The organism is Nocardia carnea, assembly GCF_029869215.1.
Taxonomy (GTDB): domain Bacteria; phylum Actinomycetota; class Actinomycetes; order Mycobacteriales; family Mycobacteriaceae; genus Nocardia; species Nocardia carnea_B.
In genome coordinates this window covers 24,278-40,774 of sequence record NZ_JARWPM010000243.1, presented here as the reverse complement: position 1 = coordinate 40,774, position 16,497 = coordinate 24,278, and the positions used below count along the sequence as shown (strand labels likewise).

Below are 16,497 nucleotides of genomic sequence, written 5' to 3'. Positions count from 1 at the left end.
CGATCCGGATCGCGGCCGACCTCACAACACGCAGCCGGCACCGATAACAAAGCGCCGCCCGGCGTTGGGGGGGGGGGGGGCGGCGCGGGGTTTGGGTACGGGCGGCCCGGGGGGGCCCGTACGAAAAACCGGGCGCCCGCGCCCCTTCCCAAATGTCGGGGGGCGCTTTGTTATCGGTGCCGGCTGCGTGTTGTGAGGTCGGCCGCGATCCGGATCGGCGACGTCGGAGCGGCGATCTTGTCACCGTTCACCGCGAGAATGACGGAACTTGCGCACGGGGTAGACCTCCGTCCGAGGTTTATGGCGGTGATGTCGGGGACGCTCTGCCTCGAATTCGGAGCTATAGCTTCTGATGGGTTGCGGTGCTGCCTCCGGGGAGCTTGGCGGGGCCGGTATTCAGCTTTGCTGCCGGGGTCGATGTTCCGCGAAGGGGCGGGGCTGTGGTTGGAGGTGGGCCCATGCCTCGGAAGTTGGAGTTTCGGCTGTGTGGGCGTGGGTCGGCCATCCGTCAAGGGGGCGGGCTGTAATTTTGGAGGCGCTCCGCGCCTCGAGGGCGGGGCCCTATTAACCCCTCGTCTTCACTCCGCCGCTCCTCCGCTTCGCTCCCCCGCTCTGTCGCTGCAGACGAGGGGCGGGCCCCGCCCGTAAACCATCCGGGTGTAGGGATTTGGGGGTCCTCTTTCCTGGGGTGCGGTGTTTGTGGATGGCCACTGTGGTGGCCGGCCTTTTTTGTGTGGAATACGGGCGTGGGGTGGGGTGGTGGGGAATGGCCGAAATCTGGTCGGGGAATTGTCGTTACCCGCCGGTAACGCTGTGTATGCTCTCGATCGTCCGACCAGTTCGAGAGGTGGATCACGGCCAATGAAGATCGTGTTACGTGCCACTGTGGCGTTGGCGGCCGCAGTACTGCTGGCGCCGCTGCTGGGGGGTGGGGCGGCAGCCGCACCGGTGGCTACCGGTCCGGACGGGGGCGCCGCCGGTGCGCAGTGGGCGGCGACCCACGATGGGCCGCAGCAGTACCCGAACATCCACATCACCTGGGATGTGCCCATCACCATGAGCGACGGCACCGTGCTGAAGGCCAACGTGTACCGGCCCGCCGATGCCGCCTCCCACCCGATCGACACCCGCACGCCCGTCTTGGTGAATATGACGCCCTACACCAAGCTGGCGACCAATCTCATGGACCATATGAATTCGGTGCCGGGGATATCCGACGCCATGATGCAGCTGGCCCGGGATATCGATATGACCGGAACCCCGCTGTCCGGCCTCACCGATCTCACCAAGGCGCTGGGTGGCGGCGCGATGCGCAACTTCTCCGTCGACCGGCAGCTGGTGAAGAGCGGCTACGTCCAGGTCGTGGTGGATGTCCGGGGTACCGGGTTCTCCCAGGGCGTCTGGGATATGTTGCGGCAGCGCGAACAGGCGGACACCGTCGAGGTGATCGACTGGGCCGCGCGGCAACCCTGGTCCGACGGGCAGGTCGGCATGACCGGGATGTCGTATTCGGGGATCAACCAGCTGCAGGCCGCCGAAAAACATCCGCCCGCGCTGAAGGCGCTGTTCCCGGTGGTGCCGGGGAGCGATCTCGCGCAGGACGTGCTCATGCCGGGTGGCGGTTTCGGGTTCAATTTCATCCCGCTGTGGATGACGCTGATCAATGCGACCAAATGGATGCCGAACGTGGAATCCATGGTCAACGGCACCTTCGATCCGGTGTGGCTGCACGACCGGCTCTCCTCGCCGTTCACCTATCTCGACGTCTTCCTGAACGCCTACACCACGCCGCGTGTCGAAGATCTGGACCCGCGGCTACAGGAGATGATCCGCGCGGACAGTCCGGACCGGCAGGCCTGGCTGGGCGACCCGTCGCAGATCGATGTGCCGACCTTCGTCACCGGCGGCTGGCACGATCTGTTCACCTACTCCGAATCGCAGATCTACAACCAGATGCCGCTGGCGCCCGGGCAGAAACAGCTGCTCATGGGCGATACGTATCACATCAACTCGGGCAGCGAATCCGGTAAACCGGGGCTGCCGCCGCGCCTGGACGTGCTGCAACGCGCCTGGTTCGACAAATGGCTCAAGGGTATCGACAACGGTATCGATCGATACGGCCCGGTGACCCTGCGCCAGCAGGGCGGCGGCTGGGTGACCCGGGACGGTTTCGGGGAGAGCGCGCCGGTGGACCAGCAGGCCGAGCACCGGCGGATGTATCTGTCCGCGGCGCCCAGCGGGACCGGCGGCCACAGCGTGCACGACGGATCGCTGACCACCGTCGCCGACAGTTCCGCCCGGCTGACGGTCGCGCCGGGACTCACCGGACTGTGTTCCAACGACGCCGGCCAGGCCACCGCGGGCGTTATCGCGATCGTCAATGCCTGCGGTGCCGATTCCCGGATCCAGGAGTTGAACGGACTCACCTTCACCAGCTCGCCGGTCGCGGAGGCCGTCGATATCTCCGGGCCGATCGCGGTGCATCTGGAGACCGTGCAGGACGCGGCCGACGGGTACTGGTCGGTGACGGTGAACGATGTGGCACCGGACGGGCAGTCGCGGGTGTTGTCCTCGGGGCAGCTGATGGCCTCGCTGCGGGAGATCGACGAATCGCGCAGCAGCCGGTCGGCCAACGGCGACTACACCGATCCCCGGCCCTATGTCGCGATCGAGCACCGGCGGCTCACCGTGCCCGGCGAGATGACCACGCTCGATATCGCGGTGCCCGCGATCGAGGCGCGACTCGAGCCGGGGCACCGGTTGCGGGTGGATGTCTACGCCGGCAATCCGCCCAAGGGCGTGCCGCCGCTGCCGATGCTCGTCGACACCGGACTGAAGCCGCAGCATGTGCAGCTCGACCCGAACCGGCCGAGTTTCGTGAACGTCCCGGTACGCGGAAACCCCGGTTGGTGAACACCCGCCCCGAGCGGGCGGCCGTCGTGAACCCCGTTGTGTCCCAGACGCAACGGGGTTTCGGCGTCTTCGGGGCATCGGACACGCCCGGGTCGATCCGAAACCCGGCCACCGCCGAACAATGCGTAAACGACGGGCAAACACCGCCGGAATCGCCCGTGACCTGCATGAAACTTCACCGACCCCGGGTTTGTTTACGCGTCGTCGACCGTACGATTCTTGATGTGAGCGTTCCCCAGGCCGTACTGCTGGCAGTCCTGGCGGCTGTCGTCGGACTGGCCGTCGGCGGACTGGTGATCCCATATGTGAACGCCAGGACGGCCCAGCGGCGGCAGGCCGATTCCGGCCTGACCATGTCCCAGGTTCTCGACCTGATCGTGCTCGCCTCGGAGAGCGGTATCGCCGTGGTGGACGAATACCGCGATGTCGTGCTGGTGAATCCCCGCGCCGAGGAATTGGGCCTGGTGCGTAACCGGCTGCTCGACGAGCGTGCCTGGGAAGCGGTGGAGAAGGTCCTGGCCACCGGCGAATCGGCCGAGTTCGATCTCACCGCGGAAAAGCCCACACCCGGCCGGGGCCGTATCGCCGTGCGCGGGCTGGCCCGGCCGCTCTCGCCCGAGGAGACCAGTTTCACGGTCCTGTTCGCCGACGACGATTCCGAGCAGGCCCGGATGGAAGCGACCCGCCGCGATTTCGTCGCCAACGTCAGCCATGAACTCAAGACCCCCGTCGGCGCGATGAGCCTGCTGGCGGAGGCGCTGCTGGAATCCGTCGAGGATCCGGAGGCGGTGCGGCATTTCGGTGAGCGGGTGCTGGCCGAATCGAACCGCCTCGGGAAGATGGTCACCGAGCTGATCGCGCTGTCCCGGCTGCAGGGTGCGGAGAAGCTGCCCGAACTCGAGGTCGTGGACGTCGATACCGTGGTCAACCAGGCCGTGGACCGGTCGCGCACCGCCGCCGAAGCCGCCGGGATCACGGTCAGTACCGACCGGCCGAGCGGACTCGAGGTACGCGGCGACGAAACCCTGTTGATCACCGCGCTGTCGAATCTGGTGGAGAACGCCATCGCCTACTCGCCGCGGGGATCGCATGTCTCGGTGAGCCGCTCGATCCGCGGTAACTATGTCGCGATGGCCGTCACCGACCGGGGCATCGGTATCGCCAAAGAAGATCAGGAACGGGTTTTCGAACGGTTCTTCCGGTCCGACAAGGCGCGCTCCCGCGCCACCGGCGGAACCGGGCTCGGCCTGGCTATCGTGAAACATGTGGCCGCCAACCACAACGGTGAAATAACCCTGTGGAGCAAATTGGGCACCGGCTCGACATTCACCCTGCGCATACCCGCGCACCAGGAGGCCGACGGTAACGGCGCCGCCGGCCTGCCCGCGTTGACGAAGAGAGAACCCAGCCCGCGGCCGAACGGTGCGGGCCGATCGAATGGTGTGGAGGCACGCAGATGACGAGTGTGTTGATCGTCGAGGATGAAGAGTCGCTGGCCGATCCGCTCGCCTTCTTGCTGCGCAAGGAAGGTTTCGAGGTCACGGTCGTGGGGGACGGCCCCTCGGCGCTCGCCGAGTTCGACCGCTCCGGGGCCGATATCGTGCTGCTGGACCTCATGCTGCCCGGGATGAGCGGTACCGACGTCTGTAAACAACTGCGTACCCGCAGCGGGGTCCCGGTGATCATGGTCACGGCGCGCGACAGCGAGATCGACAAGGTGGTCGGGCTGGAACTGGGCGCCGACGACTACGTCACCAAACCGTATTCGGCCCGGGAACTGATCGCCCGGATCCGGGCGGTGCTGCGCCGCGGCGCCGGCGACGAACTGGACTCCAGCAGTGAGAACGGCGTTCTCGAGGCGGGACCGGTGCGTATGGACGTGGACCGGCACACCGTCCTGGTGAACGGCAACCCGGTGACGCTGCCGCTGAAGGAATTCGATCTGCTCGAGTACCTGCTGCGCAACTCCGGTCGCGTACTCACCCGCGGCCAGTTGATCGACCGGGTCTGGGGTGCCGACTACGTCGGCGATACCAAAACCCTCGATGTGCACGTCAAACGCTTGCGCTCGAAGATCGAGGCCGACCCCGCCCGCCCCGAGCACCTGGTCACCGTCCGCGGCCTGGGATACAAACTCGAAGCCTGAGCGCGTCGGGCCCGGAGGCGGTAGCGCAGCGTGACCACGTGGGGCCCGCGCTCGGGCTCATTGGGCACTGCCTGAGCGCGTCAGGCCCGGAGGCGGTAGCGCAGCGTCACCACGTAGGGCCCGCGCTCGGGCTCGTCGGGCACTGCCTGAGCGCGTCGGGCTCGGACGCGGTAGCGCAGCGTTTACCACGTAGGGCCCGCGTTCGCGCGGGATGAACAGGGTCGTCCTGCGCCAGGCCGGTAGGTACTGCAGCGGTGCCTCAGGGGAAGTAGATCCAGACCTCGCCGACGGGGGTATCGGTGCGGTGCAGGGGCGCCCAGCCGAGGCCGTCCTCCTGGCTGCAGTCGTAGCGCGGCACGGTGGTTCCGTTGCCGCGGCAGACGATACTGCGCCGGGTGCCGTGCGGGCTGAGCACGAGCTCTTTACCGGAATCGCGGGCGGCGAGTGCGTTCGGTGCCCCGAGCGGTACGAAGTCGGCGGTGTGGTCGGAGAACTGGTGCGGGTCGGCGGCCGGTTGCGCGTTCGCCCACGGCGCCGCCGCGGTGATCAGGAGCGCGGCGAGGACGGCGCCGGCACCGGCGGCGCGGGGATGCGGGGCCCGGGATCCGGTGCGGACCGGCGGTATCGCGGGCGGGATGATCCGGTGGTGCCGGGGAGTGCGGCGAGTCCTGCGCAGTCGCATGGCGCGGCCTCCGGTGAGGTGGGATCTATCGCAGCTCGAGTCCCAGAATTTTATCCGGTTCGGCCGGAAACCCGTTCTGACGCGCCCGGGCTTTGCGACGAGCCTTGGTGGTCGCGGGATGCTCCGCGGCGATTTGCGTGCCTTCGCGGCGGCGCAGCTGCCGTTCCAGTTCCCGGTAGGCGGGCTCGCCGAGCAATTCGATGAGCTCGGCGCGATAGGCCTGCCATACCGGGCGCTCGCCGATATGCGCGTCGGGCGAACCCGAGCAGTACCAGTCGAGGTCGATACCGCCCGGTCCCCAGCCGCGCCGATCGTATTCGGTGATCACCGTGCGCAGGATCTCCACGCCGTCGGGCCGGGTCACGTATTCCTGGGTGCGGCGGATCGGGAGCTGCCAGCAGACGTCGGGTTTGACCGTATGCGGCTCCAAGCCGCGGCGCATCGCCATGATGTGCAGGGCGCAACCGGCGCCGCCCGGGAAATCCGGCCGGTTCAGGAAGATGCAGGCATCGTTGTAGCGGCGGGTGCGTTCGGCGGGCTCGTCGTCGAGATCATCGGTTTCCAGATACGTCTTACGACTGATCTTGCCCTTGTCGTCGCGCGCCACGTCCATCAGCTGCCAGTCCTCGGCGGTCAGCAATTTCACTGCCTTGCGCAGGCGTTTGCGATCGTCGTCGTCGGAGAGGAACGCGCCGTGGGTGCAGCAGCCGGCATCCGGCTGTTCGGCGAGGATGCCCTGACAGGCGGGGGTGCCGAAAACGCAGGTCCAATGGGAGAGCAACCAGGTGAGGTCGGCCGCGATCAGATGTTCGTCGTCGGCCGGATCCACGAACTCGAGCCACTCCCGGGGGAAGTCGAGCGGCACTTCCTGGCTCGGCCGCATCTTCGGCATCGGAAGATCGGTCGGAGCGGGTGCGGAGTCGTTCGTGGCTGCGCCAGACGTCACAACCCCTAACGCTAACACCACGACCAGGTCGATTGCTGTTCAGGTGGACCAAGTACCGTGTTCGTGTGCGTCTAGGTGTCCTCGATGTCGGCAGCAACACCGTTCACCTACTGGTGGTGGACGCACACAGGGGCGGTCATCCGATGCCGATGAGCTCCACGAAAGAGTCGTTGCGGCTCTCCGAGAGCATGGACGATGCCGGCCGGATCACGGCCGAGGGGGCCCAGAAACTCGTCGATACGGTGGCCGATCTGGCTAATCTGGCCGCGGCCTCGGGCTGCGCGGAACTCATGGCGTTCGCCACCTCGGCGGTGCGCGAGGCGACCAATTCCGACGAGGTGCTGGCGCGGGTACGCGCGGAAACCGGTGTGGATCTGCGGGTGCTGTCCGGAGTCGACGAGGCCCGGCTGACCTTCCTCGCCGTGCGCCGCTGGTACGGCTGGAGCGCCGGCCGGATCATCAATCTCGATATCGGCGGCGGTTCGCTCGAGGTGAGCAGCGGTGTCGACGAGGAACCCGATGTCGCCTTGTCGCTGCAGCTGGGTGCCGGCCGGTTGACCCGCAAATGGCTGCCCGAGGATCCGCCGAGCAAGCGCCGCATCGGCATCCTGCGCGATTGGCTGACCGCGGAACTGGTCGACCCGGCCAAACAGCTCACCGAGGCCGGGAAACCCGATCTGGCGGTGGGTACCTCCAAAACGTTCCGGTCGCTCGCCCGGTTGACCGGTGCCGCCCCCTCGGGAGCGGGGCCGCGGGTGCGGCGGACACTGACGAGTTCGGGCCTGCGGCAGCTGATCCAGTTCATCTCCCGGATGACCGCCGCCGACCGCGCGGAACTCGAAGGGGTCAGCGCCGACCGGTCGCAGCAATTGGTGGCCGGGGCGCTGGTGGCCGAGGCCGCGATGCGTGCGCTTTCCCTCGATACGCTGGAAATTTGTCCATGGGCGCTGCGCGAAGGGCTGATCCTGCGCAAACTGGATACCGATATGGATGGTGGACCACTGACAACGAACGCTCCGAACGCGGCGACCGGTAACGGTGTGGCGGCCGGTAGCGCTGCGTCGGCGGGCCCGGTCGAAACGGTGCCTTCATGAGCAGGAACTCCAATCAGCTGTCGGTGGCCGAACTACTGGCCCGCAACGGGGCGCAGCCGACATCCGGCGGCGGCGGGCGCAGGCGGCGCGGTGGGCGCGGGGTTTCGGTCACCGAACTGACCGGTGATCTACCGGCCGTCGAGGGCGGTTCGGCGCATGCGGCGCCCGATGCGGCAGAGGAGCCGGCCGACGCTCCCGCGGATACCGGTTATGCCCCGCAAAGCTATGCGGAACAAGACTATTCGGCCGAGCCGAGTCACTCGCCGATGTCCGGGCCGATCACGGTGTACAACCCGCTGGCCCCGTACCCGGGCGATACGTCCCAGGACGATTTCCCCGCCCGTCCGGCCCCACCGGACCCCTACGCACCGGCATCGTTCCCGGCCGAGGACAGCGCGCCGCGGCGTGGCCGGCGCCGCCGCGCCGATCCGGACGACGACGCCGAGGTGTACCCCGCTGCCGATCCGGCGAGCCAACCCTGGGAAACCGGCCCGCCGCTGCCCAGTGGTGGCCGGGCCGCGCGCCGGCGTGCGGCCGAAGCCGCCGAAGCCGCGGCCGCCGCCGAGACAGCGGAACCGGTGGCGGAAGCGCACCCGGGCTACGAATTGCCTCCGCGGTCCGCCGGTTCGGGCGCTTTCCCGGCCTCATTCCCCGCGCCGGCACCGCCCGGGGCGCCCGAGTTCGGAGGACCGGAGTTCGGGCGGCCGGAGCCGGGCCCGCAGCGGGCCGGCCCGGAAAGCGGGCCGCCGCGGCTGGGGCCACCGCTACCCGCGACCGAGGCATGGCAGGCCCCGGCACCCGCGACCGAGGCGTGGCCGGCTCCGGCGCCCGCCAGTGAACCGCGCCCCGCACTGGAACGCCGGCGGCGCGGGTCGCGCCCGCTCCCCGATCCCGCGCCCTGGCCGGAACCGGCCGTCGGGCAAGCGAACGCCGACCAGGCCACTTTTGTGTGGTCCCTGGCGGAACAGAGCAAGGGATTCGGGCCCGGCACACCCGACCTCGACGCCCCACCGCTCGACCACAGCGACCGCGGCGGGGCCCGCGGGGGCCGCAACGCTCACCCGGCCGGGAAGCCGGAACCGGGTTACCCCGAGCCGCCGGCCGAGCAGATACCGGACGACGGTTTCCGCAACACCGATATGTACGCCACAGACGTACACGGTCCCATGCCGCCGGCGCCCGGTCCCATGCGGCGTGAACACGGTAGCGACACGGGGGAATTCGAACCGGATTCCGATATCTACGCCGTCCCGGAGGACGACGATCTCGACGCCGAACCCCGCAGCAGCCGTGCCCATTCGGCGCTCACCGGTCGGCTCGGCGCGGCGACCGAGAAGTTCACCGCCCTCCGGTCCCGGGCCGCCGGATCCCGGAAACGGGACAGCGAAGAGGTGGCGGATCCGCGTAAACAGTGGATCATGCTGGGCGCCCAGAGTCTAGGTGCCGCCCTCGCCGGCATGCTGGCGTTCAAAGGTTTCGAACAGCTGTGGGCGCTGCAACCGCTGGCCGCGCTCGCGCTCGCCGTGGTGGTGATCCTCGGGCTCGTGGCGCTGGTGCGGATACTGCGGCGCACCGACGATATTCTCAGTACCGTGATCGCCGTGGTCGTCGGTGTGTTCGTCACATTGGGGCCGCTGGCATTCCTACTCAGTGCGGGCTGAACGAGGCGGCGATGACAGGCAACTCTCCCACGGCCGGGTCGTCCGGCGGTGGGCGCAGCCAGGGGATCAAGGTCGGTCTCTCCACCGCCTCGGTCTACCCGCAGAACACCGAGGCAGCCTTCCGGTACGCGGCCGAACTGGGTTACGACGGGGTCGAATTGATGGTGTGGGCCGAACCGGCCAGCCAGAACATCGATACGGTGCGCCGTTACGCCCGGAAATACTCGGTACCGGTCCTCGCGGTGCACGCGCCGTGCCTGCTGATCTCGCAACGGGTCTGGGGGGCCGATCCGGTCGCCAAACTCGCCCGCAGTGTGCGCAGCGCGGAAACACTCGGCGCGGACACCGTTGTCGTGCATCCGCCGTTCCGCTGGCAGCGGCGCTACGCCGAGGGGTTCGCCGAACAGGTCGCGGAACTGGAACAGCGGAGCTCGGTGGCGGTGGCCGTGGAGAACATGTTCCCGATGCGCGCCGACAAGTTGTTCGGCCGCCGCTCCGGCGATATCCGGCGCCTGGAACGCCGCGGCGGCCCGGGGTGGGCCCTGACGGCCTTCAGCCCCACCTACGACCCCACCGACACCGGATTCCGGCACTACACACTCGACCTCTCCCATACTGCCACCGCCGGCACCGACGCCCTGGCACTGGCCGACCGGATGGGTGCGGGCCTGGTGCACCTGCACCTCGCCGACGGCCGCGGCGCCGCCCACGACGAGCATTTGATCCCCGGCGAGGGCACCCAGCCGTGCGCCGAGGTATGCGCCGCACTCGTCGGCAACGGCTTCACCGGCCACGCGGTCGCCGAGATCAACACCCAGGAAGCCCGCACCACCGCGGCCCGCGCCGCCATGCTCACCCGCACCCTGGAATTCGCCCGCACCCACCTCAAGCTCTGTTGATCGGTGCGCCGGCGCTGGGCAAGACAGGTGTGGGCGGCACCGCGAAATGGGACAGGGCCGGTCCTGCGTTCACACACCCGGGGCGGTCACCCGTAGGCTGGTCCCCCAGGAAAGTGGCGTTGCCCGCTCGCTGGCGGTGCGCCGGAAAGCACAGGAGTAGTGATGACGACGGAGACGGAGCCCGCCACCGAGCTAGACGCGGTGCGTGCGGAGGCGCCGTTCAGCCGGGTCTGTGCGCTGACCGAACTCGCCGCCGACGAACCGGGCGCCGGGCGTTATCGCGGCATCATCGACGAGATCTGGACCATCGGGCCGAAGGTGCACGGTGGCACGATGGTCGCGGGGTCCGCCGCGGCCGCGACACGCTGGCTGCGCACGGTGGAACCGGATCGGTCCGGCATGGCGCCGCTGTCCGGGAGCACCGACTTCCTGGGTGCCCCGGAGCCGGGCGAGGTCACCTATGAGGTGTCCATCCGCAAAGTGGGCCGGCAGATCTGCCTGGTGGACGTGACCCTGATCCAGCGCGGCCGGCCGCTGGTGCGGACCGCGTTCACGTTCGGGCACCTCGACGGCCCGGACCGGGAACCGCTGTACGCGCCCGCGCTCACCGATCTGCCCGTCGAACCGGCCGCGGATGCCATCGGCTACGAACCGGGTTCGTCGATGGGCCGGGTCGTGCACGTGGCCCGCGGTATGGATGCGTTCCTGGACCGTGAATGGGCCCGTTTCATCGATAACGAGCACGGTGAACCCCGCCTGCGGATGTGGCTGCGGCCGCGCCCCCAGGATCAGGCCGACCCGGAGACGGCGTCCTATATCGCGATGATGGCCGCCGATATGTGCCCGCCGGTGCCCACGAACCTGGGCTACTTCGGCTGGTCGCCCACGGTCCAGATGACAACCTACCTGCGCCGCCGCCCGGCTCCGGGCTGGCTGCGGATCATTGCCACCACCCACGAAGTGGGCGGCGGTATGTTCGACTCCGACCAGATAGTCGTCGACTCCACCGGCGCGCTGGTCGCCCAGAGCCGCCAGCTCGCCCTCCTGCCCTCACCCAAACGCTGAGAAGCAGCGTGTTTCCTGCGGGGAGCTTCGTGAGCCAACCCCGTACCGCGTCGCCGGGGGCGGGGGCGTAGACAATGAACCCATGACACGTATTGCGGTTATCGGTGGCGGCCGGATCGGTGAGGCCTTGATCGCCGGCCTCCTGGAGGCGGGGCGCGCCGTCAAAGATCTGGTCGTCGTCGAAACCCACGCCGATCGGGCGGAACTGATTTCGGGGCGGTTCGGGGTGCGGGTCACCGATACGATCTCCGACGCCGCGGTGGGTGCCGATCTGCTGGTGGTCGCGGTCAAGCCGATGGATGTGGACGCGGTGCTCACCGAGCTCGGCAAGGCCGACCTCGGGGGCGAGCGGGACCAGATCCTGGTATCGCTGGCCGCGGGAGTGCCGACCACCCGGCTGGAAAACAAACTCCCCGCCGGATTCCCGGTGGTGCGAGTGATGCCGAATACCCCGATGCTGGTCGGCGAGGGAATGAGTGTGCTCGCCGCGGGCCGGTACGCCAAGCGCGAGCAACTCGACCTGGTGACCGAACTGCTGAGCACGGTGGGTCAGGTGTGCGTGGTGCCCGAAGGGCAGATGGACGCGGTGACCGCGGTATCCGGCTCCGGGCCCGCCTATTTCTTCCTCGTCGTGGAGGCCATGATCGAGGCGGGGGTGGGGCTGGGGCTCACCCGCGATATCGCCACCCAGCTGGTCAACCAGACCATGCTCGGCTCGGCGGCCATGCTGGCCGAATCGGGGCAGAGCGCGGTGGATCTGCGGGCGGCGGTCACCTCACCCGCCGGGACGACCGCGGCGGCACTGCGCGAGCTCGAGCGGTCGGGGTTGCGGTCGGCTTTCCTGGAGGCGCTGCACGCGGCCAAACAGCGTTCCGCGGAACAGGGCGCGTCCAGCGTTGATGGGGCATGAGCGAGGGCCCTGCGTGGTGACGCTGCGCTACCGCCTCCGGGCCTGACTCGCTCATGCTGTGTTGATGGGGCATGAGCGAGGGCCCTGCGTGGTGACGCTGCGCTACCGCCTCCGGGCCTGACTCGCTCATGCCGGGAATGAACGGAGGATTCCCAGCGTATGAACCTGTTTTCTCACTCCCGTCGCAGTAATCCCACTGGTCCCGCTAAGCTTCAAGGAGCACGTGCGTGTCTGTTCCGCCGGTGGGGAAGCCGGCGGCGCGGACGTGCCGGAGGTCAGTGGTGCGATGATGTCTTCTAACAAGATGTCCGCTGGTGGCGGCGGTGGTTCGTCGCCAGGACAATCAATACTCGGTGGTGGGACGCAGTTTCTCACCGTCGCCGAGGTGGCAGATCTGATGCGAGTATCGAAGATGACGGTGTACCGGCTGGTGCATTCGGGCGAGTTACCGGCGGTCCGCGTCGGCAGATCGTTCCGCGTGCACGCCAAGGCGGTGCACGAGTATCTGGAGACGTCCTACTTCGACGCCGGATGAAGGCGGTTACCGGCCCGGTCAACCGGGCCGGTAACATCAACCCTCGCTGTGTTGGATCGGTGGCCGTCGGCCTGCCTTCGGGTGGCCGTACTCGGCCGCCGCCTCCAGGGCTGAGGCTTCAGCCGCGAGCAACCGGGCGTACGGCCGGATAGTTGACGTAAGCGAGCGCGTGACGCGCCGAGGAGAGAACGCGAGGACACCCTATGGGTTCTGTGATCAAGAAGCGCCGCAAGCGCATGTCGAAGAAGAAGCACCGCAAGCTGCTTCGTCGCACCCGCGTGCAGCGGCGCAAACTCGGCAAGTAAGCGCGAGCGCGCATCGGAAGAGCGAAAACCCGCTACCATTCGGTGGCGGGTTTTTCGTTGCGTTTCGTTCAACTGAAGTTGGGGTTAGATCCCTGTAAAGGACGGCGGCGGCCACAGTGGTCGCCGTTACTCTGGTACAGGGAACAGTGAGCGGGGGTCCGATGCTCGAGGTGGGACGGTCCGGTGCAGGTGGACACTGACAACAACGGCGGCTACAAGCCGAAGGTGGTGCTGGTGACCGGTGCCAGCCGCTACTTCGGCGGTAATGTGGTGTGCCGGCTGGTCGCCGATCCCGATATCGAACGGGTTGTCGCAGTCGATGTATTGACCCCCAATCCGCCGTTGCGGCGCCGAATGGGCCGCGCCGAATTCGTGCGCGCCGATATTCGCAACCCACTGATCCGCAAAGTTATCGAACGGCATCGTGTCGATACCGTGGTACATACCGCTATTTTGTCGCAACCGCCGTCGGGGGGCGGCCGGGCGGCGATGAAGGATATGAATGTGCTCGGCGCGATGCAGTTGTTCGCGGTCTGCCAGAAATCGCCGACCGTGCGCCGGGTGGTGTTGCGCTCGAGTTCCGGGGTATACGGCGGCAGTGCCAAGGACCCCGCCAAATTCACCGAGGAAATGAGCGCGCGCACCCCGCCCGGCGGCTGGTTCGCGCGAGACATGATCGAGGTCGAAGGATTCGTCCGCGGCCTGGCCCGGCGCCGTCCCGATATCACCGCCATCACCTTGCGCCTGGCCCCGATCGTCGGGCCCGGCCTCGGCGGGCGGGCCGCCCAGCTGCTGCGGTCGCCGATCACGCCCACCGTGCTCGGCCGCGACGCGCGGCTGCAGTTCCTGCACGAGGAGGACGCCGTTGCCGCCCTCGTCCACGCCACCCAGGCCGGGCCCGGTGGCACCTACAACGTGGCCGGTGACGGAGCCTTGGCACTTTCTCAGGCGGTACGCCGTGCGGGGCGGGTCGCGATGCCGGTACCGTGGTCTGTGTTCCGCACCGTCGGCCGGACCCTGATGGGTCCGGTGATGCGTGATTTCAGTTCCGAGCAGCTCGATTATTTCCTTTTCGGTTGTGGTCTGGACACGACGCGTATGCGCGCCGAACTCGGGTTCGAGCCGCGCTGGACGACGGTACAGGCGTTCGACGACTTCACCGGGGGCGCAGCGTTGCGGCCCGTAGTCGATCCGGCATGGATCGACGCCGCAGAAAACAAACTGCTCGGCCTGTTGCGGGCCGGTACGGGAGCACATACATGAACGACGTCGCCAAAGTTATCCGGCTGCAAGATCTTTCCACCGTGCCGCGGCCACGTCCCGGTGGCCGGGACTGGACCGGTTCCGCGGTCCGGTCGGTGACTTCCCTGACCGACCGGCTGACCCCGCCCGCACCACCGGCGCCGCGGTCACCGATCGATCTGGTGCGCGACGCCGTCGGCAGGCAGATCGGGCGTACCGCCGAATTCGCCCGCCGCCGGCTCACCGGCGATTACCAGGTCGACGAATTCGGTTTCGACGAGCATCTGCTGGAATCGGTGCTGCTGCCCGCATTGCGGCCGCTCGCCGAGAACTGGTTCCGGGTGCAGGTGAACGGAATGGAGAACATTCCGGAGGCCGGTGGTGCGCTGATCGTGGCCAACCACGCCGGCACGATCCCGCTGGACGGGCTCATGCTGCAGCTCGCGGTGCACGACCATCACCCCAAACAGCGGGCCTTGCGGCTGCTGGCGGCCGATCTGGTCTTCGAAATGCCAGTGGTGGGTTCGCTCGCCCGTAAAGCGGGCCATACGCTGGCCTGCCGCCCCGACGCCGAACGCCTGCTGCGGTCCGGCGAGATCACCGGTGTCTTCCCGGAAGGTTTCAAAGGTGTCGGCAAGCAGTACGCCGATCGCTACAAACTGCAGCGCTTCGGTCGCGGCGGATTCGTCGCCGCCGCGGTGCGCACGGGTGTGCCGATCATTCCCTGCTCCATCGTCGGGTCCGAGGAGATCTATCCCAAACTCGCCGATCTCAAGCCGCTGGCCCGCCTGCTCGGCCTGCCGTACTTCCCGGTGACCCCCACATTCCCGCATCTGGGCCCGCTGGGTGCCGTTCCGCTGCCCTCCAAGTGGTACATCGAATTCGGTACGCCGATCAGCACCGCCGACTACGAGACCGAGGACGCCGACGACCCGATGCTCATGTTCGAGGTCACCGACCAGGTCCGTGAAACCATCCAGCAGACCCTCTACAAACTCCTCATCAAACGCCGCAACACCTTCATGGGGTAAGGCACCCGGACGTCGGCGCGCAGATCGGAGCTACTTCTTCCGGCGGGTGACGGCGGCGGCTACGGCGCCGCCGGCGGCGCCGAGTGCGAGAGCGGTGGGCACGCCGATCTTGGCGGCCTTGCGGCCGGTGCGGAAATCGCGGATCTCCCAGCCGCGGGCTTTGGCGACCTCACGCAGGTCCGAATCGGGGTTGATTGCCACCGCGGTACCGGTGAGCGAGAGCATCGGTACATCGTTGTGGCTGTCGGAGTAGGCGGTGCAACGTTTCAGGTTGAGGCCCTCACGGATGGCGAGCGCGCGGACGGCATGTGCTTTACCGAGGCCGTGCAGAATATCGCCGACCAGGCGGCCGGTGAATTTGCCGTCGACGCTTTCGGCGACCGTACCGAGCGCGCCCGTCAAACCGAGGCGTTTGGCGATCACCTGGGCGAGCTCGACCGGGGTCGCGGTGACCAGCCAAACCTGCTGTCCCGCGTCGAGATGCATCTGCGCCAAGGCGCGAGTGCCGGGCCAGATCTTGTCGGCGATGATCTCGTCGTAGATTTCCTCACCCAGCGCGGCCAGTTCGGCGGTGGAGCGCCCGGCGATGAATTCGAGCGCTTTTTCTTTACCGGTGGCCATATCGGTGCTGCTCTCTTTACCGGTGACCCGGAACTTCACCTGCTTCCACGCGATATCCATCAGATCGGCGCTGCGGAAATATTTGCGGGCCGCCAGACCGCGCGCGAAATGCACGATCGAGGCGCCCTGCACCATCGTGTTGTCCACATCGAAGAACGCGGCGGCGGTGAGGTCGCGCGGGACCTCGGGCACGCCGGTATCACCCGCACCGGCGCGTTCGGCATCCTGCAACGCCAGCGCGGCATCGGCGCTGGCCTCACCGGCGACGTTGGCGCGGACCTCCTCCTCGCTGGGCCCGAACGGGCTGCGCGAAATACGCGCCAGCTGCTCGGTAAGGCCCTGTCCGAGCGGCCCCAGATTCCAGCGGACCGGAAGTTCCCCGAACCGGCCCGCGATGAACCCGGATTTCCCCACCTTCGATCGTTCCGGCACCAGCACCTCCGCCTG

The 16,497-nt window shown here is 67.9% G+C and carries 15 protein-coding genes; 12 read left to right on the top strand and 3 right to left on the bottom strand.

Annotation, left to right across the window (positions count from 1 at the left end; genetic code table 11):
* Nucleotides 1-861 precede the first annotated feature (861 nt).
* The 3 genes from QH276_RS17095 (at nt 862) to QH276_RS17085 (ending at nt 5,059) form a co-directional block, all read left to right on the top strand.
* Nucleotides 862-2,913, top strand: a complete 2,052-nt coding sequence (locus QH276_RS17095; RefSeq protein WP_280396946.1) for a CocE/NonD family hydrolase — start codon at nt 862-864, stop codon at nt 2,911-2,913.
* Nucleotides 2,914-3,137: 224 nt separating this feature from the next.
* On the top strand, nt 3,138-4,373 hold the full coding sequence (locus QH276_RS17090) for a sensor histidine kinase (protein WP_280396945.1): 1,236 nt from the start codon (nt 3,138-3,140) through the stop codon (nt 4,371-4,373).
* Nucleotides 4,370-5,059 (top strand): response regulator transcription factor, encoded by a 690-nt coding sequence (locus QH276_RS17085; RefSeq protein WP_280396944.1) that lies wholly within the window; start codon nt 4,370-4,372, stop codon nt 5,057-5,059. Before QH276_RS17090 ends, QH276_RS17085 begins: the two co-directional genes overlap by 4 nt.
* 259 nt (nt 5,060-5,318) lie before the next feature.
* Here the strand turns inward: QH276_RS17085 and QH276_RS17080 are convergent, their stop codons facing one another.
* Complete coding sequence (locus tag QH276_RS17080; RefSeq protein ID WP_280396943.1) at nt 5,319-5,741, bottom strand: hypothetical protein; 423 nt, start codon at nt 5,739-5,741, stop codon at nt 5,319-5,321.
* A gap of 25 nt (nt 5,742-5,766) precedes the next feature.
* Nucleotides 5,767-6,624: a hypothetical protein gene (locus QH276_RS17075; RefSeq protein ID WP_280396952.1), complete on the bottom strand. Its 858-nt coding sequence runs from the start codon at nt 6,622-6,624 to the stop codon at nt 5,767-5,769.
* A 128-nt stretch (nt 6,625-6,752) separates the two neighbouring features.
* On the opposite strand from QH276_RS17075, the gene QH276_RS17070 reads away from it, so the two are divergent.
* From QH276_RS17070 to QH276_RS17030, 9 genes are all read left to right on the top strand, one after another.
* Entirely contained in the window at nt 6,753-7,781 is a 1,029-nt protein-coding gene (locus tag QH276_RS17070) for a Ppx/GppA phosphatase family protein (RefSeq protein WP_280396942.1), read from the top strand.
* Nucleotides 7,778-9,442 carry a hypothetical protein gene (locus QH276_RS17065; RefSeq protein ID WP_280396941.1) on the top strand — a complete coding sequence of 555 codons (1,665 nt, stop codon included), beginning with the start codon at nt 7,778-7,780 and terminating at the stop codon, nt 9,440-9,442. The genes QH276_RS17070 and QH276_RS17065 overlap by 4 nt, the downstream gene beginning before the upstream one ends.
* 11 nt (nt 9,443-9,453) lie before the next feature.
* Nucleotides 9,454-10,341 carry a sugar phosphate isomerase/epimerase family protein gene (locus tag QH276_RS17060; RefSeq protein WP_280396940.1) on the top strand — a complete coding sequence of 296 codons (888 nt, stop codon included), beginning with the start codon at nt 9,454-9,456 and terminating at the stop codon, nt 10,339-10,341.
* A 162-nt stretch (nt 10,342-10,503) separates the two neighbouring features.
* A complete protein-coding gene (locus QH276_RS17055; RefSeq protein ID WP_280396939.1) occupies nt 10,504-11,406 on the top strand; it encodes a thioesterase family protein in 903 nt (300 codons plus the stop codon).
* A gap of 82 nt (nt 11,407-11,488) precedes the next feature.
* A complete protein-coding gene (proC, locus tag QH276_RS17050) occupies nt 11,489-12,316 on the top strand; it encodes a pyrroline-5-carboxylate reductase (protein WP_280396938.1) in 828 nt (275 codons plus the stop codon).
* 304 nt (nt 12,317-12,620) lie between these two features.
* Complete coding sequence (locus QH276_RS17045; protein WP_086007797.1) at nt 12,621-12,851, top strand: helix-turn-helix domain-containing protein; 231 nt, start codon at nt 12,621-12,623, stop codon at nt 12,849-12,851.
* A 203-nt stretch (nt 12,852-13,054) separates the two neighbouring features.
* Entirely contained in the window at nt 13,055-13,156 is a 102-nt protein-coding gene (locus QH276_RS17040; RefSeq protein ID WP_003402602.1) for a 30S ribosomal protein bS22, read from the top strand.
* A gap of 183 nt (nt 13,157-13,339) precedes the next feature.
* Nucleotides 13,340-14,419 (top strand): NAD-dependent epimerase/dehydratase family protein, encoded by a 1,080-nt coding sequence (locus QH276_RS17035; RefSeq protein ID WP_280396937.1) that lies wholly within the window; start codon nt 13,340-13,342, stop codon nt 14,417-14,419.
* Nucleotides 14,416-15,429, top strand: coding sequence for a lysophospholipid acyltransferase family protein (locus tag QH276_RS17030; RefSeq protein ID WP_280396936.1), 1,014 nt, complete (start codon nt 14,416-14,418; stop codon nt 15,427-15,429). The genes QH276_RS17035 and QH276_RS17030 overlap by 4 nt, the downstream gene beginning before the upstream one ends.
* A 30-nt stretch (nt 15,430-15,459) precedes the next feature.
* Here QH276_RS17030 and QH276_RS17025 read toward each other — a convergent pair whose 3' ends face one another.
* Nucleotides 15,460-16,482 carry an HAD family hydrolase gene (locus QH276_RS17025; RefSeq protein WP_432278550.1) on the bottom strand — a complete coding sequence of 341 codons (1,023 nt, stop codon included), beginning with the start codon at nt 16,480-16,482 and terminating at the stop codon, nt 15,460-15,462.
* Nucleotides 16,483-16,497: the final 15 nt, after the last annotated feature.